Here is a 24,764-nt window from a genome sequence, read left to right on the forward strand (position 1 = left end):
AAAATAGAATGACAAATCGTGATATCGTGTGGCATGAAGCCTCAATAACGAAAGAAGAATACCAGCAGAAAAACAAGCATAAAAGCTCTATCCTCTGGCTGACGGGCTTAAGCGGTTCAGGAAAATCCACGATTGCAAACGCCGCAGCGCGCGAGCTGTTTGAACAAGGCTATCAAGTCATCGTGCTTGATGGTGATAACATCCGCCACGGCTTAAACAAGGACTTAGGTTTTTCCGATGATGACCGCAAGGAAAATATACGCCGCATCGGGGAAGTGGCGAAGCTTTTCGTTCAGCAGGGAACCATCGTCATCACGGCTTTTATTTCTCCGTTCCGTGAGGACAGAGATCAGGTGAGAGAGCTTGTGGCGGAGGGCGAATTTAATGAAATCTATGTGAAATGCGACCTCGATATATGTGAAAAGCGCGATCCGAAAGGTTTATATAAAAAAGCAAGAAATGGTGAAATTCCGTTCTTTACGGGGATCGACTCACCGTATGAAGAGCCGAAAGCGCCTGAGCTCGTACTTGATTCAGGCAAATGTGAACGCGAAGAATGCACCGGAAGACTGGTTGACTTTGTGAAAAACAGCTTAGCATAATAGGTCCAAAAAGGCCGCGCAATCAGCCGGATATCCCCCGCAATGGCGGGATATGGTAAAATAGCTGAAGTGCGGCCTCGCGGCTGTTCTGGGAAGATTTCAAAACGGATCGGGGAGACATGCTATGGGGAAAGTATTTATCGTTGGAGCCGGTCCGGGAGATCCGGACTTATTAACGGTGAAGGCAATGAAAGCCATACAGAAAGCGGACGTTATATTATATGACAGATTGGTAAGCAAAGAGATTTTACAATATGCCGGAGAAGAAGCGGATCTGATTTACTGCGGAAAGCTCCCGGATTTTCACATTATGAAACAGGATACGATCAACCGTTTCCTTGTGAAGTATGCGAAAAAGGGGAAAACCGTTGTAAGGCTCAAGGGAGGCGACCCGTTTGTTTTCGGCCGCGGAGGCGAAGAAGCGGAGGCTCTCGCACAAAACGCCATTCCGTTTGAGATCGTTCCCGGCATTACATCAGGAATCGCGGCTGCTGCTTATGCCGGCATTCCCGTGACGCACAGAGAGGCGAGCTCCAATGTCGCATTCGTTACGGGACATTATAAACAAGAAGACGACTTTGAAGAAAAATGGAAAGCGCTGGCGACGGGCATTGATACGCTGGTGATTTATATGGGAATTAAAAATATCCGGCAGATTGAAAGAATGCTGCTGGAAAACGGCAGAGACGCCGGCACCCCGGCAGCCTTTATTCATTGGGGAACGACGGACAGGCAAAAAACAGTCGTCTGCACCGTCGGCACGCTTTCAGACACAGTGATAAAAGAAGAAATCAAAAACCCGAGCTTAATTGTTATCGGCGATGTCGTCAATTATCACTGCAAACTGGACTGGTATGCATCTGAACAGAAAAATCTGGATTTGAGCGAGGCGTTGTAAATGAAGCAGGCGATTTTATACATCGGGCACGGAAGCAGGCTGAAAAAAGCGCAGACAGAGTCGGCGGCGTTTTTAAAAGGGTGCATGCCGCACGCTGACGTTCCCATTCAGGAAATTTGTTTTTTAGAACTGCAGGAACCGTCTATTGAAGCGGGATTTGAAGCATGTGTCAGACAAGGCGCCACTCATATTGCGGCCGTGCCTTTGCTGCTGTTGACCGCTGCCCACGCAAAACATGACATTCCGGCTGAAATCGCCCGTGCGGCGGCCCTGCATCCCGATATAAAAGTGACATATGGTGTTCCGATCGGAGTGGACGATGAAGTCGTAAAAGCGGTGCATCATCGCATTGAAGATACCGGAGTGCCCATTGAGCAGGCGAAAGTGGTGCTGATCGGAAGAGGAAGCACAGATCCGGCAGTTAAGAACGCAGTCAGTGAGATTGCCGGAAAACTTGAGGTGATTACACCTGTTAAAGAAGTCATCCCTTGTTTTTTAACAGCATGTGATCCGCACTATAAAGAAGTGTTTGCCGGCCTTGAAGAGGATGACGGAGCACCCGTTTTTATCGTTCCATATCTTCTGTTTACCGGGCTTTTAATGACTGAGATTGAACGGGAAGTTCAAAAGCTTCAAACGGTCAATCAAAATGTTCATCTCGCTTCATACTTAGGTTTTCACCCGCATATTAAGCAGGCGTTTTTGAACCGTGTGTCAGAAGCTGTTCGAAATCCCGGCGGTCAGTTTGATTTTAAGGGGGGACAGTATGCTGCCTCTGCACATTAATTTAAGCGGAAAAAGAATTATCATCGCGGGCGGGGGCAATGTTGCCTTAAGAAGGCTAAAAACGGTGCTTCCGGAAGGCGCGGATATTACTGTAATCAGTCCCGATGCCCTGCCCGAAATTAAACAGCTGGCGGATGAAGGACGTATCCGCTGGGTTTCCCGTAAAATTGAAATGAAGGATCTCGCGCCCGCTTTCTTCATCATTGCCGCGACAAATGACCGCAGCGTGAATCAGGAGATAGCCGCGAGCGCTTCTGAAACGCAGCTGGTCAATTGTGTAAGCGATGCTGAACAGGGCAGCGTGTATATGCCGAAGATCATCCGCAAAGGGCGCATTCAAGTATCCGTATCAACAAGCGGCGCAAGCCCGGCACATACGAAAAGACTGGCTGAGGACTTAGAGCCTCTCATTACTGCTGATTTGGCTGAAGAAGTGGATCGATTATTTGAGAAAAGAAGAAGACCATAAAAAACACCTTGTCTGTCGGGACTGCCCCCCGTTTTTGAGACAGGGGTCAAAACACCTTTTAAACAGCCAATTGCCGATAGTTTATCGGTGATTGGTTGTTTAGTTTGGTTTGAATACGAATATTGTTATAATAATGAATGTATTCTATGACAGTACGTTCTACGATGGCAGTCGTAGTTCGATCAATGCTGTTAAGATAGAACGTTTCAGACTTTAGCGAGGAATGAAACGATTCGATGGAGGCATTATCAGCGGGCGTCCCTTTGCGGGACATGCTCATGGTAATGCCTTTTGTTTTAACAGCTTTTTGATACTCGTAAGATGTATACACAGAACCTTGGTCACTATGTAACACGCAGTTCTCAGGCAGCATTGGTAGCTGATCAAGTGTGTCTAAGACAAAGGCTGTGTCCTGCTTATCCTCAATAGTAAAAGCAATCACTTCTCCATTGTATAAATCTAATATACTGGAAAGGTACAATTGTTTCTGTCCATAAGGCAAATATGTGATGTCCGTTACTAGTTTTTCAAGAGGACGATCAGACTGAAAGTTCCGATCCAATATATTATCGACCACGGCATATGGCTGCCCATCCTTCTTGCGCTTTTTCACCTTAACCCGACACTGCCATTGATTTTTCTGCATAATACGTTGAACCGTTTTATGGTTAATACACATTCTCTTTTTTAGTATGGCTGTGATTTTTCGATATCCATATCGATACTTGTGCTCTCGGCACAACGTGCCGATTTGTTTTTCCAAATGGCGCTTGGGATGATCCTTCATCAGATTCTTCTTCCAACGATAATAAGACGCTCGAGAGATACCTAAATGAATACAGATATCCTGTACGGTCATTGTGCTGTGCAATATTTCTACAAGTTCGACTGACGTTTCGCTATCAACTTCCTTTCCAATTCGTTGTACTTTTTTAAAACTTCATTCTGTTGTCTCAGGTAACGAATCTCTGCCTGCAGTTTCTCTAAATCGGAAGAATACTCCTGACCTTTTCCGTAAGTGTATTGCTTTCCAACAGGCTGTTCGAATCGATGTGTATCACCAGCCTTATACCATCTAACCCATGTCTGAACCTGTGTCTTATTCTTAATATTCAACTCCTGTATGATCTCTTTCATAGGTACGCCTGCCAATCTCATTTCTACAGCCTTCTGTTTCGCTTCAACCGGATAACTCACTCTTGTCCCCATAGAAAAAACACCTCCAAGTCTAATTTCGGATAACAATCATCCGTATTCAAACTTGAAGGTGTTTTTATTTGTCTCATCTTATGGGGTCAGTCCCTGTCATCAGGCAGGGTGTTTTTTATACTGTCCTCACAGTCCCCGAATGTGAACAATTCAAAACGAAAGCGGGCAGTTTGAACGGTATATGCCGGCAAGCGGTCAGGATTGCGAAGTGATGCGGAATATGTATCTGATCCCAATGCCGCCTGGACTCCGCCCGCATGCAAAGGAACGGTCAGAGACCCGGCATGATTATATTGACTGCCCGGATGTGTTCAGATTTGGCGAGGGAAGGTGACAGTATCCGCCGCCAAATCAGGTGTGACCGTTTTAATCAGAGACGGCCCCAGCGGATCAGGCAGACATGACGGGAAACTGATCAGATACTGTATAGATCGGTTCTGACGGCTGGGAGAGTTTCGTCTCCGTTTATACGTAATAAAAAACACCTCCAAGCTGAGTGCGGGTTTCAGCTTGGAGGTGCGTTTATTTTTTCAGCCGTATGACAAGGTCGGCATCAGGTGTGACAAATACGGTATGCTGGCTGTCATAGGTGACAAATCCGGGCTTTGCGCCGTTTGGCTTTTTCACGTGTCTGATTTTTGTATAATCAACGGGAACGGAGCCGGAATCTTTCGCCTTGGAAAAATAAGCGGCGATCGCAGCCGCCTCCAGTATGGATTGTTCATCCGGATCGCTGCTTTTAATCACAACGTGGGAACCGGGAATGTCTTTCGTGTGGAACCATAAATCATCCCTTGCGGCAGCTTTTGTCGTTAAGTACTCATTTTGTTTATTGTTTTTGCCGACAAGAATCGTCAACCCCCGTGAAGATTCATATTGCTCCAAAACAGGGACGTGCTGCTTCTGTTTTTTCTGTCCTCGCTGCTGTTTCGGTCGCAGATATTTGCCTTCCACGAGCTCCTCCCTTATTTCGTGAATATCCTTTGTGGAGGCGGAGGAGAGCTGCTGGATCAGCTGATCGAAATAAGCGATTTCCTCCTCGGCCAGACGGATCTGTTCTTTTACCACCTCGACGGAATTCTTCGCCTTTTGATACTTTGTAAAATACATCTGCGCGTTTTCTGACGGTGTTTTGTTCGGATTTAAAGGGATCGTCACCGTCTTACTTTCTTCATCATAATAATTGATGACTTCCGCTTCTTTGTCACCTTTTTTCAGCATATACAAATTCGCCGTCAGCAGCTCGCCGTATAGCTGGAATTTCTTCGCATTCTCTGAGTAGTCGAGTGTCTTTTCCAGCTTTTTAATCTTATTGGCGTTCTTTTTCCGTTCGTTTGCGACAAACCGCTCGAGATCCTGAGCCTGCTGTTTGACGCGGTCGCGTTCCGCCTTGCCGAAATAAAACCGGTCCAACAGCTCACTCAGTGAGTGAAAGGTGCGCTCCTCACCGTTTACATGTGTGAGAGACAGGAGATAAAAGTATTCCTTTCCGCCGGCTGTCGTAATGTTCGGTGTAAACCTGCAATCTTTCACGGCATGGAACATTTCAATCAGCGTCTTCGGCAGCGTTATTTTGTTAGCGAGGCCCGCTCTGTGCACGGCTTCTTTTGCAAACAGCGGAGAAACACCGGAGAAGTGTCTGACGATCTGCTGGTCAAGCCGTCCTTCCTGAAAACTGAGATAACGCAAAACGTCCTCTTCATCCGCGGCCAGCGGCGAAATTTTTTCCTGAGCGGGAGGAAGCTTGTAATCATAGCCCGGCAGAACGGTCCGGTAGCTGTTCATCGACGGAGATAAATGCTTCAGCCCGTCGATGATGGCTCCTTCTCCGTCAGTCAGAATAATATTGCTGTGCCGCCCCATAATTTCAACATACAGCGTTCTGACGGTTTCGTCGCCGATTTCATTTCTGCTTTTTATCTGGAATATCATAATCCGGTCTAATCCGGCCTGTTCTATTTTCTCAATAAATCCGCCTTCTATATGCTTTCTGAGCAGCATACAAAACATCGGCGGCTCGCTCGGATTTTCATAGGCCTGGTTTGTCATGTGCACCCGTGAATAGCTCGGATGCGCCGATAATAATAATTTATGGTTTTTTCCGTTAGCGCGGATATGGAATATCACATCGTGCTTAAAAGGCTGATGGACTCTCGTAATCCGGCCTCCGGCGATCCGGCTGTTTAATTCATGTGTCATTCCGTATGTAAACATGCCATCAAAAGACATATAAAACACCCTTTCCTTCTTCCTGCATTCGATAATTATAGCATGAAAAGGGACGAGTCAGAATAAGCTTGTTTACAGAGTGACATCTCTAAAGCGAGGCAGGGGAGTGGACGAGAAGAATGAAGTTTCATGAAATGGGACAAACCGATTTGCTGAAAGCAACAAATACGTCCATTAAACAGGGGTTGACCGAAAAAGAGGTGAAAAAACGCCTTGAAAAGCACGGACCGAACGAGCTTCAGGAGGGCAAGAGGACACCGGCGATCGCCGTGTTTTTCGCCCAATTTAAAGATTTTATGGTGCTCGTGCTGCTGGCGGCAACCTTAATATCCGGGTTTTTAGGCGAATATGTAGATGCCGTAGCGATTATGGCGATTGTATTTGTCAATGGGGTTCTCGGTTTTTTTCAAGAGCGGCGGGCGGAAAAGTCTTTACACGCATTAAAAGAGCTGTCAACTCCGTATGTGTCAGCGTTGCGGGACGGGAGCTGGAAGAAAATTCAGTCCAAGGAGCTCGTTCCCGGCGATATCATGAAATTTTCAAGCGGCGACCGGATTGGCGCGGATGTGCGGATCGTTGAAGCGAAAAGCCTTGAAATTGAGGAATCGGCGCTGACCGGGGAATCAATTCCGGTGGTTAAACAAGCTGATAAACTGAGAAAGCCGGATGTTTCGTTAGGCGACATCAGCAATATGGCGTTTATGGGTACGATCGTAACGCGCGGCAGCGGTGTCGGCGTCGTCGTCGGTACAGGAATGAATACGGCAATGGGGAAAATCGCCGATATGCTGGAATCCGCCGGCAGCCTTTCAACACCGCTGCAGCGAAGACTTGAAGAGCTCGGCAAAATTTTAATTATCGTCGCGCTCCTTTTAACGGTATTGGTCGTTGCAGTCGGCGTCTTACAGGGACATGAGCTTTACAGCATGTTTTTGGCCGGGGTGTCATTGGCCGTCGCCGCGATTCCGGAAGGGCTTCCCGCCATTGTTACGGTGGCATTATCAATCGGCGTCCAGCGCATGATCAAACAAAAATCAATTGTCAGAAAGCTCCCGGCGGTTGAAACATTGGGCTGCGCCTCTGTCATTTGTTCTGATAAAACCGGCACGCTGACACAAAACAAAATGACCGTCACCCATATGTGGTCAGGGGGAAAAACATTTAAAGTGTCAGGCATCGGCTATGAGCCGGAGGGCGTTTTCACCCGAGATGAGCGGGAAATCAAGCCGAAAGATGAGAAGATTCTTGAACAGATGCTGGTTTTCGGCGCGTTGTGCAACACATCCGAAATCGCACTGAAAGACGGCCATTATGTACTCGACGGCGATCCGACAGAAGGAGCGCTGCTGACGGCTGCAAGAAAGGGCGGCTATTCAAACGATTGGCTCAGCGGGCACTACCGCGTGGTTGCCGAGTTTCCGTTTGACTCCGTCCGCAAAATGATGACCGTCATTGTAGAGGATCAGGAAAAAAAGCAGTTCGTCATCACTAAAGGAGCGCCCGATGTGCTGATTGACCGCTCGTCACATCTGATGTACGATGCAAGAAGCGCGCCATTTTCAGGAGAAAAGAAAGCAGAAACGGAAGCGGTTCTGAAAGAGCTGGCGTCGCAAGCTTTGCGTACGATCGCGATTGCTTATAAACCGCTTAAGCCCGGAGAAAAGCCGACAATGGAGCAGGCGGAAAAAAATCTGACGATACTCGGCTTGTCAGGCATGATTGATCCGCCCCGTCCGGAGGTCAGACAGGCGATTAAAGAATGCCGTGAAGCCGGCATTAAAACGGTTATGATCACAGGGGATCACGTCGAAACGGCAAAGGCCATTGCAAAAGATTTGCGTCTTCTTCCGAAAAAGGGGCGTGTGATGGACGGCAAGACGCTGAATGAGCTTACGGAGAAAGAACTTATCGAAACGGTCGATGATGTCTACGTCTTCGCACGCGTGTCGCCTGAACATAAATTGAAAATTGTCAAAGCGTTCCAGGAAAACGGACACGTCGTCGCCATGACGGGAGACGGGGTTAATGACGCGCCGGCCATAAAGCAGGCAGATATCGGTGTTGCCATGGGCGTGACGGGAACGGATGTGGCAAAGGAAGCCTCTTCTCTCATTCTGGTAGATGATAACTTTGCTACGATTAAATCAGCCATAAAAGAGGGACGGAATATCTATGAAAATATAAGAAAATTCGTCCGTTATTTGCTCGCCTCCAACGTCGGTGAAATTTTAGTGATGCTGTTTGCGATGCTTCTCGCTCTGCCGCTGCCGCTCGTTCCTATTCAGATATTGTGGGTGAACTTAGTCACTGACGGGCTGCCGGCGATGGCCCTCGGTATGGATCAGCCGGAAGGAGACCTGATGAGGCGGAAGCCGCGGCATCCGAAAGAAGGAGTGTTTGCGAGAAAACTGGGCTGGAAAGTCGTATCAAGAGGGTTTTTAATCGGAGCTGCAACCATTTTAGCGTTTATCATCGTCTATCACCGCAATCCTGAAAATCTGCCCTACGCACAGACCGTTGCATTCGCGACTCTTGTCCTGGCTCAGCTTATACACGTGTTTGACTGCCGGAGCGAAACGTCTGTTTTCTCCCGGAATCCGTTTGAAAATATCTATCTGCTCGGGGCCATCATTTCTTCTATCTTCCTGATGGTCATCGTCATCTATTATCCGCCGCTGCAGCCGATTTTCAAAACAGTGCCGATTACGCCGGGCGATTGGATGCTGATTATCGGTATGTCGGGCATACCTACTTTTTTGCTGGCGGGTTCACTTTTGACAAGAAAAAAATAATTCCATATGATATAATCTAGGGGTAATAGCATGTCTATTGCCCTTTTATTTTGATAACGGGAAAGAATTGGGTGTTTCATATGATACGGAGTATGACAGGCTTCGGCAGCGCAAGCAGCACAAAAGGCGATCTCTCGGCAACCGTTGAATTGAAATCCGTCAATTACCGGTTCAAAGAAGTGAACGCCCGCCTGCCACGGCCTTTGCTATATGTAGAGGATAAGCTGAAACAAACGATATTGCAGCATATACAGCGCGGAAGAGTAGAGCTGTTTCTCACTGTAAACAGTGACGCGCTCATAAAAAGAAGCCTGAACATCGATTGGGAGCTCCTTGATGAATATGTGAGCGCCGCACGCGTCATGAAAGAGCGCTACAGCCTGGCCGCAGAACCCGATGCAATGGAGTTCTTTAAATTTGAACATATTGCGCAGATACACGAAGAACAGATGCGTGATGACAAGCTTGAAGAAGTCATCAGGGAAGCCGCTGAGCTGGCTGTAAAGGAACTTTGTGACATGAGGGAAAAAGAAGGACGGCTTTTGGCGGAAGACTGCTTTCTGCACATTGAGCGGCTTGAGACGCTGTCCGAACAGGTGAAAGAGCGCGCTTCGGCCGTTGTTATTCAATACCGCGAGCGTCTTTACGCCCGAATGAAGGAATGGACGGAGGATGCGCTCGACGAAAGCAGGCTGATCACGGAATGCGCCATTTTCGCCGATCGTTCTGATATAACGGAAGAAATTACCAGATTGAAGAGCCATTTTGTTCAATTCCGTGATATATTAAAAGAAGGCGGGGCAGTCGGCCGCAAACTTGATTTCCTTGTTCAGGAGCTTAACCGAGAAGCGAACACGATCGGCTCAAAAGCCAATGATCATCAAATCACAAAGCTTGTCGTTGAAATGAAAAGTTCTATTGAAAAATTGAAGGAACAAGTGCAAAATATAGAATAGCGACTGTGCGTATTGTTTACAGACGGCCTCTTCAGGTTACACTAGAGACGTCTATTTTACAGGGGGAACGTAGAAGATGACGATTAAACTGATTAATATCGGATTTGGCAATATCATCTCCGCCAATCGGATGATTTCGATTGTCAGCCCGGAGTCTGCGCCAATAAAGCGAATGATCCAGGATGCAAGAGACCGCGGAATGCTAATAGACGCTACATACGGACGAAGAACCCGTGCAGTTGTCGTCATGGATAGTGATCACATTATCTTATCTGCCGTCCAGCCTGAGACAGTTGCACACAGACTTTCTGTGAAAGAAGAAATTATGGATGAAGGGCAGGGGTAATTGCCGCATGAAAGAAAGAGGGTTATTAATCGTTCTCTCAGGTCCCTCCGGAGTTGGAAAAGGAACGGTTCGGCAAGCAATATTTTCACAACAGGACACGAAATTTGAATACTCAATTTCAGTCACGACGAGAAACCCGAGAGAGGGCGAAGTCGATGGCGTCGATTATTTCTTTAAATCTAGAGATGAATTCGAACGCATGATTGAAAACAACAAACTGCTTGAGTGGGCAGAATATGTCGGCAACTATTACGGGACGCCCGTTGATTATGTCGAACAGACGCTTCAAGAAGGAAAAGACGTCTTCTTAGAGATTGAAGTGCAGGGCGCGCTCCAAGTGCGGAATGCATTTCCGGAAGGCCTGTTTATCTTCTTAGCGCCGCCGAGTCTTTCTGAGCTGAAAAACAGAATCGTGACAAGAGGAACTGAAACCGACGATTTAATCGAAAACAGAATGAATGCCGCAAAAGCTGAAATCGAAATGATGGACGCGTATGATTATGTCGTTGAAAACGACGATATCCAAACGGCTTGTGATAAGATTAACGCAATCGTTCTCGCCGAGCACTTAAAACGTGAACGCGTCGCTCCGAGATATAAGAAAATGCTGGAGGTAGAATAACTTATGTTAGATCCGTCAATTGACTCTTTAATGAATAAATTAGATTCTAAATATACGCTGGTGACCGTGTCTGCAAGACGCGCGCGTGAAATGCAGATCAAAAAAGACCAGCAGATTGAACATACCATTTCTCACAAATATGTAGGCAAAGCTTTAGAAGAAATTGACGCGGGCCTGCTTTCGTTTGAAAGAGAAGACAGCGAATAACAAGCACACGTAGCAACCTATCTCTACATAGGTTGTTATTTTTTTCCGTTTGGGATTTGTCCAATGCTTTCATAAAGGGGAGAAGACTTCATGAAAAACCGAAACATTTTGCTATGCGTAAGCGGAGGAATTGCCGTTTATAAAGCTTCCGCACTCACGAGCAAGCTGGTTCAGGCCGGCGCAAACGTCAAAGTGATTATGACTGAGTCCGCGCGTGAGTTTGTTTCTCCGCTGACATTTCAGGCGCTGAGCCGGAATGAAGTATATACAGATACATTTAATGAACAAAATCCGAAGGTGATTTCTCATATTGATGCCGCTGACTGGGCGGATTTAATTATTGTCGCGCCCGCTACGGCAAATATCATCGGCAAGCTTGCCAACGGAATTGCTGACGATATGCTCACAACGACGGTGCTGGCGGCTGAGGCCCCGGTCTGGGTGGCGCCTGCGATGAATGTCCATATGTATGATCATCCGGCGGTGAAACGGAACATCTCTGTGCTTTATCAGGACGGGGTCCGCTTTATCGAACCGAGTGAAGGCTATTTGGCATGCGGATATGTCGGCAAAGGAAGGCTGGAGGAGCCGGAGCTTATTGTTGAGCGTGTCAGAGAGCATTTTAAGGAGCCTGAAGACGATGCGCCGCTGAAAGGAAAACATATTGTCATTACGGCCGGTCCGACGCGCGAAGCCGTGGACCCTGTCCGCTTCTTCACAAATAAATCCACCGGCAAAATGGGCTACGCCGCTGCTGAAGCCGCCGTCCGTCTCGGGGCGCGGGTGACGCTGATTTCAGGCCCGGTGTCAATAGAGCCGCCAGTCGGGCTGTATCAGTTTCTTCCTGTGCAATCGGCAGCTGATATGAGAGAAGCCGTGCTTTCTGTGTTTGATTCATGCGACATGGTGATTAAGACGGCGGCCGTGGCCGATTTTACGCCGGCGGCTGTTTCTGATCACAAAATGAAGAAGAAAGACGGTTCGCTCGTGATCGAATTCAACCGTACGGCAGACATACTGAAAGAACTCGGCGAACGGAAAACACACCAGCTGCTGGTCGGATTTGCGGCTGAAACGCAAGACGTCGAACGCTATGCGCGCAGAAAACTCGAACAGAAAAACCTTGATATGATCGTTGCGAATGATGTGAAAGCAGAAGGGGCCGGATTTGGCACGGATACGAATGTCGTCACCTTCTATTTCCGGGACGGAAGAAAACGGGAGCTTGCGCTTATGTCTAAACTTGACGTTTCCTTTGAAATGCTGAAGGAAATGACCGCTTTGAAAGCCGAGGACCGAAAACCCGTATGAATGTAGCAGAAGTCATTGTCGATGTCAGCTCTAAAAACATTGACAGACCCTTTGATTACAAAATTCCCGATCATTTAAAAGGGATGATCGAAGTCGGCATGCGGGTGATTGTCCCGTTTGGCCCGCGCAAGCTTCAAGGATTTGTGACCGGTTTGAAAGATTCGTCTGAATTAAACGGCGGCTCAATGAAGGAAGTCGAGAAGCTTCTTGATTTGACGCCCGTTCTGACTGAGGAACTGGTGCAGCTGTCTTCATGGCTTTCTGACAAAACGCTGTCGTTTAAAATCACGGCGCTTCAGGCAATGCTGCCCGCCGCACTGAAGGCGAAGTACGAGAAAGAGCTGAAAGTCGTTGACGAAGAAACGCTGACACCGGACATCAAACAGCTTTTCAGGAATCAAAAAAGTCTTCTGTACTCGGATATTACCGATGAAAGCATTCTTTCGTCACTTCAAAAATTCGTGCGCAAAGGAAGCATTGATGTCACATATAAAGTCGCCCAAAAAACGAATAAAAAAATGATCCGCATGATCGAAGCGGGGGCGGACAAAGAAGAACTCGCCCGGCACGCAGATTCATTGACAAAGCAGGCTTCTAAACAGCTCGCCGTGCTTACTTATTTTATCGGCGGGGGAGCAAAGATTTCCGCGGCCGAACTTTGCAAAAAGACCGATTCCAGTTCCGCGACGCTGAAAACACTTCTTAAAAAGGGGCTTCTTACGGAAAGCTTTGAGGAGGTTTACCGCGATCCTTATCAGGACAGAATGTTCAAAAAAACAGAGCCGCTCTCTCTTACAGAAGAGCAGCAGGCCGCTTTTGAGCCGATTAAACAAGCTGTAGCCGATCATGTCCATCACGTCTTTCTGCTTCACGGCGTCACGGGAAGCGGCAAAACGGAAATTTACCTGCAATCCATTGAGAAAGTGCTGGCAAAAGGACAAGAAGCCATCGTGCTCGTTCCGGAAATCTCGTTGACACCGCAAATGGTCAACCGTTTTAAAGGCCGCTTCGGCTCACAGGTTGCGGTCATGCACAGCGGATTATCCACAGGTGAAAAATACGATGAATGGCGGAAGATTCAGCGCAAGGAAGTCCGGCTTGTCGTCGGAGCCAGATCGGCCATCTTTGCCCCGTTTGAAAATCTCGGCATGATCATTATTGATGAAGAGCACGAATCTTCCTATAAGCAGGAGGAAATGCCGCGGTATCATGCAAAGGACGTAGCCATCCGCCGGGCCGAGCATCACAGCTGTCCGGTCGTCCTCGGGAGCGCCACGCCGACATTGGAGTCATTTGCGCGGGCGAAAAAAGGCGTTTATGAGCTGCTTCCGTTAAAACATCGCGTGAATCGCCAGCTCATGCCTGACGTTTCTCTCGTTGATATGAGAGAAGAACTGAGAAACGGCAACAGATCAATGTTTTCAAGAGAACTGATGGAACAGCTGGAAGAGAAGCTTGCAAAAAAAGAGCAGGCCGTCCTTTTTCTGAATAAACGGGGGTATTCCTCGTTTGTGATGTGCCGGGACTGCGGTTATGTGCCGCAATGTCCGCATTGCGACATTTCGATGACTTATCACCGCTACGGACAAAGGCTGAAATGCCATTACTGCGGCCATGAGGAACCTGTCCCGGGAACATGCCCGGAATGCGGCAGCGAACATATCCGCTTTTTCGGCACGGGAACGCAGCGTGTGGAGGAGGAGCTTACCAAAGTGCTGCCTCAGGCGCGCGTGATCAGGATGGATGTGGACACCACTTCAAGAAAAGGCGCCCATGAAAAACTGTTGTCAGCGTTCGGTGAAGGGAAGGCGGATATCCTGCTCGGTACGCAAATGATCGCAAAAGGGCTTGATTTTCCGAACGTGACGCTCGTGGGAGTATTAAGCGCAGATACGACGCTTCACATCCCTGATTTCAGGGCCGCGGAGAAGACATTCCAGCTGCTGACGCAGGTAAGCGGCCGGGCCGGGCGGCATGAAAAGCCGGGAACGGTGGTCATTCAAACGTATACACCGTCTCATTACAGCATTCAGCTGACGAAAACGCACGACTATGAAACTTTTTTTCAGCAGGAAATGGCGCACAGAAGGGCCCAGTCATACCCGCCTTATTATTACGTGGCGCTGGTGACCGTTTCTCATGAAGAAGCGGCAAAAGCCGCGGTCACCGCAGAAAAGATTACAAACTATTTAAGAGCGGGATGCGGGCCTGATACGAAAATTCTCGGGCCGGCGGCTTCCCCGATCGCCAGGATCAAAGATAGATATCGCTATCAATGCGTGATAAAATACAGACAGGAAAACGAGTTGCAGATTCAGTTGAAAAAGATACTGGAGCACTATAAACGCAACATTGCGCAAAAGCATGTCATGATTTCAATCGATATGAATCCGTACATGCTGATGTAACATTAGTTTTTGGAGGGCAAAATTTTGGCTGTGAAAAAAATCGTCACACACCCGGCGGAGGTTCTGGAAACACCCGCTGATGAAGTGACAGTGTTTGATAAAAAATTAAAAAAACTGCTTGACGATATGTACGATACGATGCTCGAAATGGATGGCGTCGGCCTCGCCGCGCCGCAAATCGGCATTTTAAAAAGAGCGGCCGTCGTGGACATCGGTGAAGAAAGCGGCCGGATCGACCTTGTAAATCCGGTTATTCTTGAAAAGAGCGGTGAACAGACCGGAGTCGAGGGCTGCTTAAGCTTTCCAGGGGTTTACGGGGATGTCACCCGCCCGGATTACGTAAAGGTAAAAGCCTATGACCGTAAAGGAAAACCGTTTATTTTAGAAGCGGAGGGTTTTTTGGCCAGAGCCGTTCAGCATGAAATGGATCATTTAGACGGCATTTTATTCACATCAAAAATTACGGCTTACTACACTGAAGAAGAACTGGCAGAAATGGAAGGATGATTGGATGACAAGGATCGTTTTTATGGGAACGCCCGATTTTTCAGTTCCCGTCCTGCGCACGCTTATTGAAGACGGGTATGAAGTGGTTGGTGTCGTTACGCAGCCTGACCGCCCGAAAGGCAGAAAAAAAATCATGACGCCCCCTCCTGTTAAGGCTGAAGCTGAACGTCACGGCATTCCCGTGCTTCAGCCCGAAAAAGTAAGGCTCGAAGAAGAAATAGAAAAAGTGCTCAGCCTGAAGCCGGACCTGATTGTTACGGCGGCATTCGGACAGATCCTGCCCAAGCAGCTGCTGGACGGCCCGAAATACGGCTGTATCAACGTACACGCGTCACTATTGCCTGAATTAAGAGGCGGAGCGCCGATACATTATTCGATTCTCCAAGGCAAGAAGAAAACGGGCGTGACGATCATGTATATGGTTGAAAAGCTTGATGCGGGCGATATGATTTCGAAAATCGAAGTGGAAATTGATGAAACGGATAACGTCGGCACGCTTCACGACAAATTAAGCATAGCGGGGGCAAAGCTTTTGTCAGAGACCGTCCCGAACGTCATTTCCGGAAATATTAAACCGATCAAACAGGACGAATCAAAAGCGACTTACGCGCCTAACATTAAGCGTGAGCAGGAGCGGATTGATTGGGCAAAGCCCGGAGAAGAGATTTACAACCAGATCAGAGGTTTAAACCCTTGGCCTGTCTCCTATACAACTTTGAACGGTCAAAATATGAAAGTATGGGCTTCTGAAAAAGTTGCGGCAAAAACTGAAGCTGCGCCCGGAACAGTCATCCGCACGGAGCAAAACGGCATTGTCGTCGCATCAGGAAACAGCACCGCACTTTTAATTACTGAGCTGCAGCCGGCGGGAAAAAAACGGATGAAGGGCGAAGATTTTGTAAGAGGCAAAAATGTGCAGCCCGGTGACGTGTTAGGAGAAGCAAATGAAGAAAATTAATGTCCGGGAGCTCGCCCTTGAAGCGCTTGAGAAGCTTGAGCAAAATCAGGCATACAGCAACCTGCTTCTTACATCGGTTATCAAAACGAACACGCTCAGCGATCAGGACAGAGGACTGCTGACAGAGCTTGTCTACGGAACACTGCAAAATAAAATCGCCTTAGACTACATGCTGAAGCCTTTTATCCGCAAGCCGAATAAAGTGAAGCCATGGGTGATTCAGCTGCTTCGTCTGTCCGCGTATCAAATGGAGTATTTAGAAAAAATACCGGATCGCGCCGCCATTCATGAAGCGGTTGAGATCGCCAAAAAACGCGGGCATAAGGGCATTGCGTCCTTTGTCAACGGCATCCTCCGCTCTCTGCAGCGTGAAGGGGCGCCGTCATTCGCTGAAATTGAAGACCCGGTTCTCCGTCTTTCCACAGAGACAAGCCATCCCGAGTGGCTCGTAAAAGAGTGGGTCGAGGCGTACGGCTTTGAGGCAGCTGAAAAGATCTGCCGGATTCATCTCATTCCGCCGAAGCAGACGCTCCGTGTCAATCACATAAAGAGCGACAGGGCAACGGTGCTGAATGAGATGGAGAATGCCGGTCTTGAAGCTGAAGCCGGAGACCTTTCTCCTGATGCGATTAAGCTTTTAAAAGGAAGCATCGCGAACACGGCATTTTTCCAAAACGGCCGGGTATCCATACAGGATGAAAGCTCAATGCTTGTCGCGCGGGCGCTGGACCCGAAGCCGGGCGAAACCGTTTTAGACGCATGCGCCGCACCGGGCGGAAAGTCGGCTCACATTGCGGAACTGATGGAGAACGAGGGGAGCCTCACATCGCTTGATCTTCACCGCCATAAAGTGAAGCTGATTAAAGAGGGCGCAGAACGGCTCGGGCTTACGATCATCGACGCGCAAACGATGGATGCGCGAAAAGCGGGAGAGGCCTTTGGCGCAGAACGGTTTGACCGTGTTCTCGTTGATGCCCCTTGCTCAGGTTTCGGCGTCATCAGAAGAAAACCCGATATGAAATATACGAAGACGCCGGAGGACAGCAGACGGCTGTCAGAAATCCAGCTCGGCATTTTAAGGGAAATCGCCCCATTAGTAAAAAAAGGTGGCACACTCGTATACAGTACGTGTACAATGGACCGGACAGAAAATGAAGAAGTTATGCATGCGTTTATACAAGAACACCCTGAGTTTGAACCCGATTTGTCTCTTGAAAAGCGGCTGCCTGAAAAGGCGAGACCCTTTGTTCAGGATGGAAGCCTTCAAATTCTTCCGCATTATTTCGGAACAGACGGTTTCTTTATTAGCAGCATGAGAAAGAAGGGATAAAAAATGACACAATTAAAAAAGACAAGCGTACGGAAAGAGCTGCGGACTGAGCAGCCGTCCATTTACTCTTTTGAATTAGATGAAATCAAACAATGGCTGACCGAGAATGGCGAAAAGCCGTTCCGCGCAGCACAGATTTTTGAATGGCTTTATGAAAAGCGGGTTTCTTCATTTGATGAAATGACAAACCTCTCAAAAAGCCTGCGTGAAAAACTCGAGAGCAATTTTGTGCTGACAACGCTGAAAACGGCTGTAAAACAGACATCTCAAGACGGCACGATGAAATTTTTATTTGAGCTTCATGACGGTTATACGATTGAAACGGTTTTAATGAGACACGAGTATGGTAATTCTGTATGTGTAACGACACAGGTCGGCTGCCGGATCGGCTGCACATTTTGCGCGTCAACGCTCGGCGGACTGAAACGGAATCTTGAAGCGGGAGAAATCGTCGCTCAAGTCGTGAAAGTGCAAAAGGCGCTTGATGAAACGGATGAACGCGTCAGCTCAGTCGTCATCATGGGAATCGGAGAGCCGTTTGATAATTTCAATGAAATGCTCGCTTTCTTAAAAATCATTAACCACGATAAAGGGCTGAACATCGGAGCGCGTCATATCACAGTTTCCACCAGCGGAATCATTCCGAAGATTTACGATTTCGCCGATCAAAAAATGCAGATCAATTTCGCGATTTCTCTGCATGCTCCGAATACGGAAATCAGAAGCCGTCTGATGCCGATTAACAAAGCCTATAAGCTTCCTGACCTTATGGAGGCCGTCAAATATTACATCGAGAAAACAGGCAGACGGATCAGCTTTGAATACGGGCTGTTCGGCGGCGTAAATGATCAGGTCGAACATGCAGAAGAGCTTGCAGAACTGTTAAAAGACGTGAAATGCCATGTCAATTTAATTCCGGTAAACTATGTGCCTGAACGGGATTACGTCCGCACACCGAGAGATCAGATTTTCGCATTCGAAAAAACGTTAAAATCCCGCGGTGTAAATGTCACGATCAGAAGAGAGCAAGGCCATGACATTGACGCGGCCTGCGGTCAGCTTCGCGCGAAGGAGCGTCAAGACGAGACGAGGTGAAGAGGTTGATTACAGCCTTGAAAACAGATACAGGTAAAGTCCGTCGGCATAATGAAGATGCGGCGGGCATTTTCACAAAAGAAGACGCGGTGCTTGCGGTTGTCGCCGACGGCATGGGCGGTCATCTTGCCGGAGATGTAGCGAGCAGGATGGCGGTTGCGGCGATGGAAGAGCAGTGGAACCGGACCGAAACGGTTCCTTCTCTGCCGTCTGCTTGCGAGGATTGGCTGAAAGACCGGATTCATGAGGCGAATGTCAAAGTACATGACCACGCTAAAGCGAATGAAGAATGCCGGGGAATGGGCACCACTGTTGTTTGCGCCTTATTCACCGGGAAGTTTGTCACTGTGGCTCATATCGGTGACAGCCGGTGCTACCTGCTTCAAGAGGGGGAATTCACTCAGCTGACTGAGGACCATTCGCTTGTGAATGAGCTGGTCAAGACAGGGGAAATTTCGAAAGAGGACGCCGAGCACCATCCGCGGAAAAATGTATTGACGAGAGCGCTGGGGACAGATGAAACCATCAGTCCCGACGCCCGTTCTTTTGAACTGTCTGACGGCGATCAGCTGCTTTTATGCTCTGACGGACTGTCAAATAAAATAGAAGATCACGAGATCAAACAAATGCTTCAAGCCGAATCTGATCCTCAGGAAAAAGTAGACCTTCTCATCAGCAAAGCGAATCAAAATGGCGGCGAAGATAACATCACGGCTGTGTTGATTGAGTTTTCCGCAGATGCAAAAGAGGGTGAAGACAAGTGCTAACCGGCAAGCGGATCAGCGGGCGTTATCATATCCTCCGGCCCATTGGCGGCGGCGGAATGGCAAACGTTTTTTTAGCTGAGGACATCATTCTCGAACGTGAAGTCGCAATTAAAATTCTGCGGTTTGACTTTGTGAATGACATTGATTTTATCAGGCGTTTCAGAAGAGAAGCACAGTCGGCATCAAGCCTCGATCATCCGAATATCGTCAGTATTTACGATATCGGGGAGGAAGGCGATATTTATTACATTGTCATGGAATATGTGGAAGGCATGACATTAAAGGAATACATAAACGCACACGGACCGCTTCATCCGAAAGAAGCGCTGTCCGTTATGGAGCAGATCGTCTCGGCCATCGCCCATGCCCATCAAAACCATATCGTGCACCGGGATATTAAACCGCACAATATATTGATAGATCATTTAGGGCATATCAAGGTGACGGATTTCGGCATCGCCACAGCGCTTACGTCTACGACAATCACACATACGAATTCTGTGCTGGGCTCGGTTCATTATTTGTCTCCGGAGCAGGCGAGAGGCGGTCTGGCAACGAAAAAATCAGATATTTACGCGCTCGGCATCGTGCTGTTTGAGCTTTTAACAGGTAAAATCCCTTTTGACGGAGAATCAGCCGTCAGTATAGCGCTAAAGCATCTGCAAACAGAAACGCCTTCCGCCAGAAAGTGGAACCCTTCCATTCCGCAGAGCGTCGAAAACATTATTTTAAAGGCAACCGCTAAAGACCCGTTTCACCGCTATGAAAGCGCCGAGGACATGGAAGCGGACATCAGAACGGCTTTTGACGCCGGCAGGCTGAATGAACAAAAATTTTCCGTGCAGGATGATGAGGAAATGACAAAAGCCATTCCCGTTATTACTGACGGCGCAAAAGCCGCGCCTCAGGCGGAAACGCCGGGGGAGACGGATGATAAGGAACAGCAGCCCGCCAAAAAGAAAAAACGGAAATGGCCGTGGGTTTTGCTGGCCGTCTGTTTCATTTTCATTATGGCGGCTGTTCTTGCGGTCACCGTGTTTCCGTCTTTATTTATGCCTAAAGATGTAAGCGTCCCCGACGTACGGGGCATGAAGTACGAAAAAGCGGAAGCCCTGCTTGAAAAGAACGGGCTCCGGGCGGATCCTGATATAACGGATATTGAAGATGAAAAAATAGAAGAGGAATTAATGGTCAAAACGGACCCAAAAGCGGGGTCTACCGTTAAAGAAGGCTCTTCTGTAAAACTGTACAAAAGCATCGGAAAACCGAAAACCCAGCTGATCGACGTGAAAGGGCGGCAGATCGGCGATGCAAAAAAAGCGCTGAAGGAAAAAGGCTTCAAACATGTCAATGTCAAAGAAGAAAACGATGACAGCGAGGCCGGCACTGTAATTGATCAGAACCCGTCAGCCGGCACCGATATGGTCGCAAGCGACGATGAAGTCAATCTAACGGTCAGCCTCGGCCCCGCGGATGTTACGCTGAGGGACTTAAAGACTTACAGCAAAGAAGCGGCTTCAGGGTATCTTGAAGATAACGGCCTGCAGCTTGTTGAAAAACAAGCCCATTCAGATGACGTGCCGGAAGGACAAGTCATGAAGCAAGAGCCGGCAGCCGGCACTGCGGTTAAGCCGGGAAGTAATGTTGAAGTGACGTTCTCGCTCGGACCTGAAGAAAAACCGGCGAAAACGGTAAAAGAAAAAATCAGCATTCCTTACGAACCCGAACATGAAGGGGACGAGCTTGAAGTGCAAATCGCCATCGATGATAAGGACCACAGCATCTCTGATACGTATGACTCATTTAAAATAAAAGAGCCGACTGAAAAAACAATTGAACTGAAGATTGATCAGGGACAGAAGGGGTATTATCAAGTGATGGTCGATCATAAAGTCGTCAGCTACAAAACGATTGAATACCCGAAAGATAATGACTGACAAGGAGGGACCCTATGCCTGAGGGCAAAATTATAAAAGCGTTAAGCGGATTCTATTATGTCTTGGATGAATCACAGGACAAGATCATTCAATGCAGGGGCCGGGGCATTTTCAGAAAAAATAAAATAACGCCCCTGGTCGGCGATTATGCCGTTTATCAGGCTGAAAATGATAAAGAGGGCTACCTGCTGGAAATCAAAGAACGAACAAACGAGCTGATCAGGCCGCCGATTTCAAATGTCGATCAGGCCGTTCTTGTCTTTTCTGCCGTTCAGCCGGCGTTCAGCACGTCTTTATTGGACCGTTTTCTCGTCCTTGTGGAAGCCAACGGCATTCACCCGATCATCTGCATAACCAAAATAGACTTAGCTGCAGACGGGGAATCGAAAGAGGCGATACTTTCTTACGTGAAAGACTATCAGGCGATCGGTTATGACGTATATGTGACGTCATCAAAAGAAAACAGCGGCTTAACAGGCATTGTGAAACACTTCGAGAACAAAACGACGGTGTTTGCCGGTCAGTCCGGAGTCGGAAAATCTTCGCTTTTAAATGCGATCAGCCCAGAGCTTGAGCTGAAAACAAACGAGATTTCCACGCATTTGGGACGCGGAAAACATACGACGCGCCATGTGGAGCTCATTCATACATCAGGCGGTCTGGTTGCGGATACTCCGGGGTTCAGTTCGCTTGAATTTACCGGCATTGAGGAAGAAGAGCTGGGCAGCACATTCCCTGAGATCAGAGAAATAAGCGCCTCTTGCAAATTCAGAGGCTGTCTGCATCTTAAAGAGCCGAAATGCGCGGTAAAGCAAGCGGTGGAAGAAGGGGAGATTCAGCCGTACCGCTATGAGCATTACAAAGAATTTATGCAGGAAATAAAAGAGAGAAAGCCGAGGTATTAATATGATTAAGGTTGCGCCATCAATTCTTTCCGCCGATTTTGCTTCACTGGGCGAGGAAATTAAAGACGTGGAAAAAGGAGGGGCGGACTATATCCATATTGATGTCATGGATGGCCATTTCGTCCCTAACATTACAATCGGGCCGCTTATCGTTGAAGCCGTCCGTCCGGTGACTGATCTGCCGCTGGATGTCCATCTTATGATTGAAAACCCGGACCGCTACATCCCGGCATTCGCAAAAGCCGGTGCGGACATCCTTTCCGTTCATGCTGAGGCGTGTCCGCATCTTCACCGGACCATTCAATTGATAAAAGAGCAGGGAGTAAAAGCGGGAGTTGTGCTCAATCCGCATACGCCCGTCCAAATGATTGAACATGTGATCGAGGAGCTTGACCTTGTGCTGTTAATGACGGTTAACCCCGGTTTTGGCGGACAGCGCTTCATTCATTCGGTTCTGCCGAAAATCCGTCAGGTCAAACAGCTGGCTGAGGAGAAAGGCCTGTCTGAGCTTTTAATCGAGGTGGACGGAGGCGTTAATAAAGAAACAGCCCCTTTATGCGCTGAAGCGGGCGCCAATCTGCTTGTTGCCGGGTCTGCCGTATATAATCAGCCGGATCGGAAAAAAGCCATCGCTGACATCCGAAACGCGTAATAAACATGCTGAAAAAGAGCCCGGTGAAAGCCGCCGGCTCTTTTCGCGTCTAAGAGAGAGGAAAACATATGAAGACAATCAATATCGTTGCGGGCGGCCCGCGGGAGCTTATTCCCGATCTATCCGAATACACAGACGGAGATACGACGTGGGTCGGAGTCGATAAAGGGACGGTTGCTCTTTTGGAGGCCGGAATCATTCCGCAGGAAGCTTTCGGTGATTTTGACAGCATTACGGAAGAGGAGCTCATGCAGATTCAAAAAGCGGCGCCGGCCCTCCATGTGTATCAGGCGGAAAAAGATTATACCGATCTTGAACTCGCCCTTGACTGGGCTTTACAAAAAGAACCGGAAACCATTCGGATATTCGGTGTGACGGGCGGAAGAGCCGATCATTTTTTAGGGAACATCCAGCTGCTGTATAAAGCCTTACATAAGAATACCGATGTCGTGCTGATCGACCGGCAGAATGACATTCAGATGTTCGGGCCCGGCCGTTATACAATTGAAGAAAAAGCGAGCAGACGCTATATTTCTTTCATTCCGTTTACGGAAGCGGCAGACGGCCTGACACTCGACGGTTTTAAATATCCCCTTGATAATTGTCATATTCCTCTGGGTTCCACACTATGTATTAGTAACGAACTCATTCATTCACGAGGTACTTTTTCGTTTGCAAAAGGCATATTAATAATGGTAAGGAGCGCGGATTAGAAAAGCGGCTTCTGCCATATGCGGAAAAAACCATGAATCCTAAAGTGATGAACGCAGCGGATACGGGACTTATAGGAGGGGACAAAATGAAATTTTATACCATTAAATTGCCGAAGTTTTTAGGAGGAATTGTCCGGGCGATGCTGGGCTCATTTAGAAAAGAGTAAGCCCAAGAAGCTGAAATTGCCCTCTTTGAACGCATAAAAAACGCCTGCCGCATAAAAGGGCAGGCGTTCATTTTTGCTTATACACGCTCAACTTTACCGGATTTTAAAGCCCGGGCAGATACATACACTTTTTTAGGTTTGCCGTCAACAAGGATGCGGACCTTTTGAAGGTTGGCGCCCCAAGTACGCTTAGAAGCGTTCATTGCGTGAGAACGGTTGTTTCCGGCTTTTGTTTTTTTACCTGTAATAAAACATTTACGTGCCATTTGTTTCCCTCCTAACTGCGCGAAACATCTTTTCAAACATAGTGTCTCAGATGCTTTCGTTATACAATACTTTAAATAATTTACCACAGCTAAAAACCGTTTGCAACTATTGTTTCCCTTACTTTCAAGAAAAATCACTTGACATGTAAAACCAATCACATTTCCGCGCTGAAGGCCGCTGTCTGTATCTTTTCTTTTCATAATGGGATACATATAGTAGAATAATGATAACTCTATGCATCTGAAGGAGGAACCTGTGTGTCCATTGAAATGAAGACAAAATACGGACAGATTGATATATCCAACGAAGTCATCGCAATGGTTGCCGGAGGCGCTGCCATTGACTGTTACGGAATAGTGGGGATGGCCTCAAAAAACCAGATTAAAGACGGTTTGTCTGAAATCCTCCGGAGAGAGAACTTCGCAAAAGGCGTACATGTCCGTCAGGAAGCCGAACAAATACATATCGACATGTACATTATTGTCAGCTACGGCACTAAAATATCCGAAGTAGCCCACAATGTTCAGACGAAGGTAAAATACACAGTAAATCAAACAATCGGACTTGCAGTTGATTCTGTAAATATTTATGTCCAAGGCGTACGAGTAACGAACCCGTAGTGAGGAGGATG

25 protein-coding genes are annotated in these 24,764 nt (G+C 47.9%); 22 read left to right on the plus strand and 3 right to left on the minus strand.

Translation table 11 applies throughout. The annotated features are described in order from the left end of the window. Positions 1-8: 8 nt before the first annotated feature. The 4 genes from cysC to JNUCC21_RS08215 all read left to right on the plus strand — a co-directional run bounded on the left by cysC (position 9) and on the right by JNUCC21_RS08215 (position 2,755). Complete coding sequence (cysC, locus tag JNUCC21_RS08200) at positions 9-602, plus strand: adenylyl-sulfate kinase (RefSeq protein ID WP_007611313.1); 594 nt, start codon at positions 9-11, stop codon at positions 600-602. Positions 603-726: 124 nt separating this feature from the next. Beyond that, on the plus strand, positions 727-1,500 hold the full coding sequence (cobA, locus tag JNUCC21_RS08205; protein ID WP_007409740.1) for a uroporphyrinogen-III C-methyltransferase: 774 nt from the start codon (positions 727-729) through the stop codon (positions 1,498-1,500). Next, a complete protein-coding gene (locus tag JNUCC21_RS08210; RefSeq protein ID WP_369878732.1) occupies positions 1,501-2,286 on the plus strand; it encodes a sirohydrochlorin chelatase in 786 nt (261 codons plus the stop codon). After that, entirely contained in the window at positions 2,267-2,755 is a 489-nt protein-coding gene (locus JNUCC21_RS08215; protein WP_076424117.1) for a bifunctional precorrin-2 dehydrogenase/sirohydrochlorin ferrochelatase, read from the plus strand. Before JNUCC21_RS08210 ends, JNUCC21_RS08215 begins: the two co-directional genes overlap by 20 nt. Before the next feature lie 58 nt (positions 2,756-2,813). On the opposite strand, the gene JNUCC21_RS08220 is transcribed toward JNUCC21_RS08215, so the two are convergent. Together JNUCC21_RS08220 and JNUCC21_RS08225 are read right to left on the minus strand one after the other, a co-directional pair. Then, a protein-coding gene (locus JNUCC21_RS08220) for an IS3 family transposase (protein WP_369878733.1) occupies positions 2,814-3,964 on the minus strand; the annotation gives its coding sequence in 2 pieces (ribosomal slippage) (positions 2,814-3,691 and positions 3,691-3,964; 1,152 coding nt in all). A 522-nt stretch (positions 3,965-4,486) separates the two neighbouring features. Further along, entirely contained in the window at positions 4,487-6,193 is a 1,707-nt protein-coding gene (locus JNUCC21_RS08225) for an NFACT family protein (protein WP_369878734.1), read from the minus strand. A gap of 119 nt (positions 6,194-6,312) precedes the next feature. On the opposite strand from JNUCC21_RS08225, the gene JNUCC21_RS08230 reads away from it, so the two are divergent. The 17 genes from JNUCC21_RS08230 (at position 6,313) to spoVM (ending at position 23,866) form a co-directional block, all read left to right on the plus strand. Then, a complete protein-coding gene (locus JNUCC21_RS08230; RefSeq protein ID WP_025284709.1) occupies positions 6,313-8,985 on the plus strand; it encodes a calcium-translocating P-type ATPase, SERCA-type in 2,673 nt (890 codons plus the stop codon). An 80-nt stretch (positions 8,986-9,065) separates the two neighbouring features. Beyond that, complete coding sequence (locus JNUCC21_RS08235; RefSeq protein ID WP_007409745.1) at positions 9,066-9,941, plus strand: YicC/YloC family endoribonuclease; 876 nt, start codon at positions 9,066-9,068, stop codon at positions 9,939-9,941. Between the two features lie 76 nt (positions 9,942-10,017). Next, positions 10,018-10,287: an extracellular matrix/biofilm regulator RemA gene (remA, locus tag JNUCC21_RS08240; protein WP_003154355.1), complete on the plus strand. Its 270-nt coding sequence runs from the start codon at positions 10,018-10,020 to the stop codon at positions 10,285-10,287. A gap of 7 nt (positions 10,288-10,294) precedes the next feature. Next, on the plus strand, positions 10,295-10,909 hold the full coding sequence (gene gmk, locus JNUCC21_RS08245; RefSeq protein ID WP_003154347.1) for a guanylate kinase: 615 nt from the start codon (positions 10,295-10,297) through the stop codon (positions 10,907-10,909). Positions 10,910-10,912: 3 nt separating this feature from the next. Beyond that, complete coding sequence (gene rpoZ / locus JNUCC21_RS08250; protein WP_003154346.1) at positions 10,913-11,116, plus strand: DNA-directed RNA polymerase subunit omega; 204 nt, start codon at positions 10,913-10,915, stop codon at positions 11,114-11,116. 90 nt (positions 11,117-11,206) lie between these two features. After that, complete coding sequence (gene coaBC, locus JNUCC21_RS08255; RefSeq protein WP_003154345.1) at positions 11,207-12,427, plus strand: bifunctional phosphopantothenoylcysteine decarboxylase/phosphopantothenate--cysteine ligase CoaBC; 1,221 nt, start codon at positions 11,207-11,209, stop codon at positions 12,425-12,427. After that, entirely contained in the window at positions 12,424-14,835 is a 2,412-nt protein-coding gene (gene priA, locus JNUCC21_RS08260; protein WP_369878735.1) for a primosomal protein N', read from the plus strand. The genes coaBC and priA overlap by 4 nt, the downstream gene beginning before the upstream one ends. Positions 14,836-14,859: 24 nt before the next feature. Further along, complete coding sequence (def, locus tag JNUCC21_RS08265) at positions 14,860-15,342, plus strand: peptide deformylase (protein ID WP_012117530.1); 483 nt, start codon at positions 14,860-14,862, stop codon at positions 15,340-15,342. 4 nt (positions 15,343-15,346) lie between these two features. Then, positions 15,347-16,300 (plus strand): methionyl-tRNA formyltransferase, encoded by a 954-nt coding sequence (fmt, locus tag JNUCC21_RS08270; protein ID WP_369878736.1) that lies wholly within the window; start codon positions 15,347-15,349, stop codon positions 16,298-16,300. Continuing rightward, complete coding sequence (gene rsmB / locus JNUCC21_RS08275) at positions 16,287-17,630, plus strand: 16S rRNA (cytosine(967)-C(5))-methyltransferase RsmB (RefSeq protein ID WP_025284713.1); 1,344 nt, start codon at positions 16,287-16,289, stop codon at positions 17,628-17,630. The genes fmt and rsmB overlap by 14 nt, the downstream gene beginning before the upstream one ends. Positions 17,631-17,633: 3 nt before the next feature. Further along, positions 17,634-18,725 carry a 23S rRNA (adenine(2503)-C(2))-methyltransferase RlmN gene (gene rlmN / locus JNUCC21_RS08280; RefSeq protein WP_003154339.1) on the plus strand — a complete coding sequence of 364 codons (1,092 nt, stop codon included), beginning with the start codon at positions 17,634-17,636 and terminating at the stop codon, positions 18,723-18,725. 5 nt (positions 18,726-18,730) lie between these two features. Further along, entirely contained in the window at positions 18,731-19,492 is a 762-nt protein-coding gene (locus tag JNUCC21_RS08285; protein WP_007409750.1) for a Stp1/IreP family PP2C-type Ser/Thr phosphatase, read from the plus strand. Next, entirely contained in the window at positions 19,486-21,429 is a 1,944-nt protein-coding gene (pknB, locus tag JNUCC21_RS08290) for a Stk1 family PASTA domain-containing Ser/Thr kinase (protein WP_012117534.1), read from the plus strand. Before JNUCC21_RS08285 ends, pknB begins: the two co-directional genes overlap by 7 nt. Positions 21,430-21,443: 14 nt before the next feature. After that, positions 21,444-22,334, plus strand: coding sequence for a ribosome small subunit-dependent GTPase A (gene rsgA / locus JNUCC21_RS08295; protein ID WP_369878737.1), 891 nt, complete (start codon positions 21,444-21,446; stop codon positions 22,332-22,334). 1 nt (position 22,335) lies between these two features. After that, positions 22,336-22,986: a ribulose-phosphate 3-epimerase gene (gene rpe, locus JNUCC21_RS08300; protein WP_014417749.1), complete on the plus strand. Its 651-nt coding sequence runs from the start codon at positions 22,336-22,338 to the stop codon at positions 22,984-22,986. A 68-nt stretch (positions 22,987-23,054) separates the two neighbouring features. Then, positions 23,055-23,699, plus strand: coding sequence for a thiamine diphosphokinase (locus tag JNUCC21_RS08305; RefSeq protein ID WP_015239840.1), 645 nt, complete (start codon positions 23,055-23,057; stop codon positions 23,697-23,699). 86 nt (positions 23,700-23,785) lie between these two features. Continuing rightward, a complete protein-coding gene (gene spoVM / locus JNUCC21_RS08310; protein WP_003154329.1) occupies positions 23,786-23,866 on the plus strand; it encodes a stage V sporulation protein SpoVM in 81 nt (26 codons plus the stop codon). 77 nt (positions 23,867-23,943) lie between these two features. Here spoVM and rpmB read toward each other — a convergent pair whose 3' ends face one another. Continuing rightward, complete coding sequence (gene rpmB, locus JNUCC21_RS08315) at positions 23,944-24,132, minus strand: 50S ribosomal protein L28 (protein ID WP_003154328.1); 189 nt, start codon at positions 24,130-24,132, stop codon at positions 23,944-23,946. 258 nt (positions 24,133-24,390) lie between these two features. Between rpmB and JNUCC21_RS08320 the strand changes: the two genes are divergently transcribed. Further along, entirely contained in the window at positions 24,391-24,753 is a 363-nt protein-coding gene (locus JNUCC21_RS08320; RefSeq protein ID WP_003154327.1) for an Asp23/Gls24 family envelope stress response protein, read from the plus strand. The last annotated feature ends 11 nt before the right edge of the window (positions 24,754-24,764 follow it).

The sequence above is a fragment of the Bacillus sp. JNUCC-21 genome (genome assembly GCF_041222765.1).
Lineage (GTDB): Bacteria > Bacillota > Bacilli > Bacillales > Bacillaceae > Bacillus > Bacillus velezensis.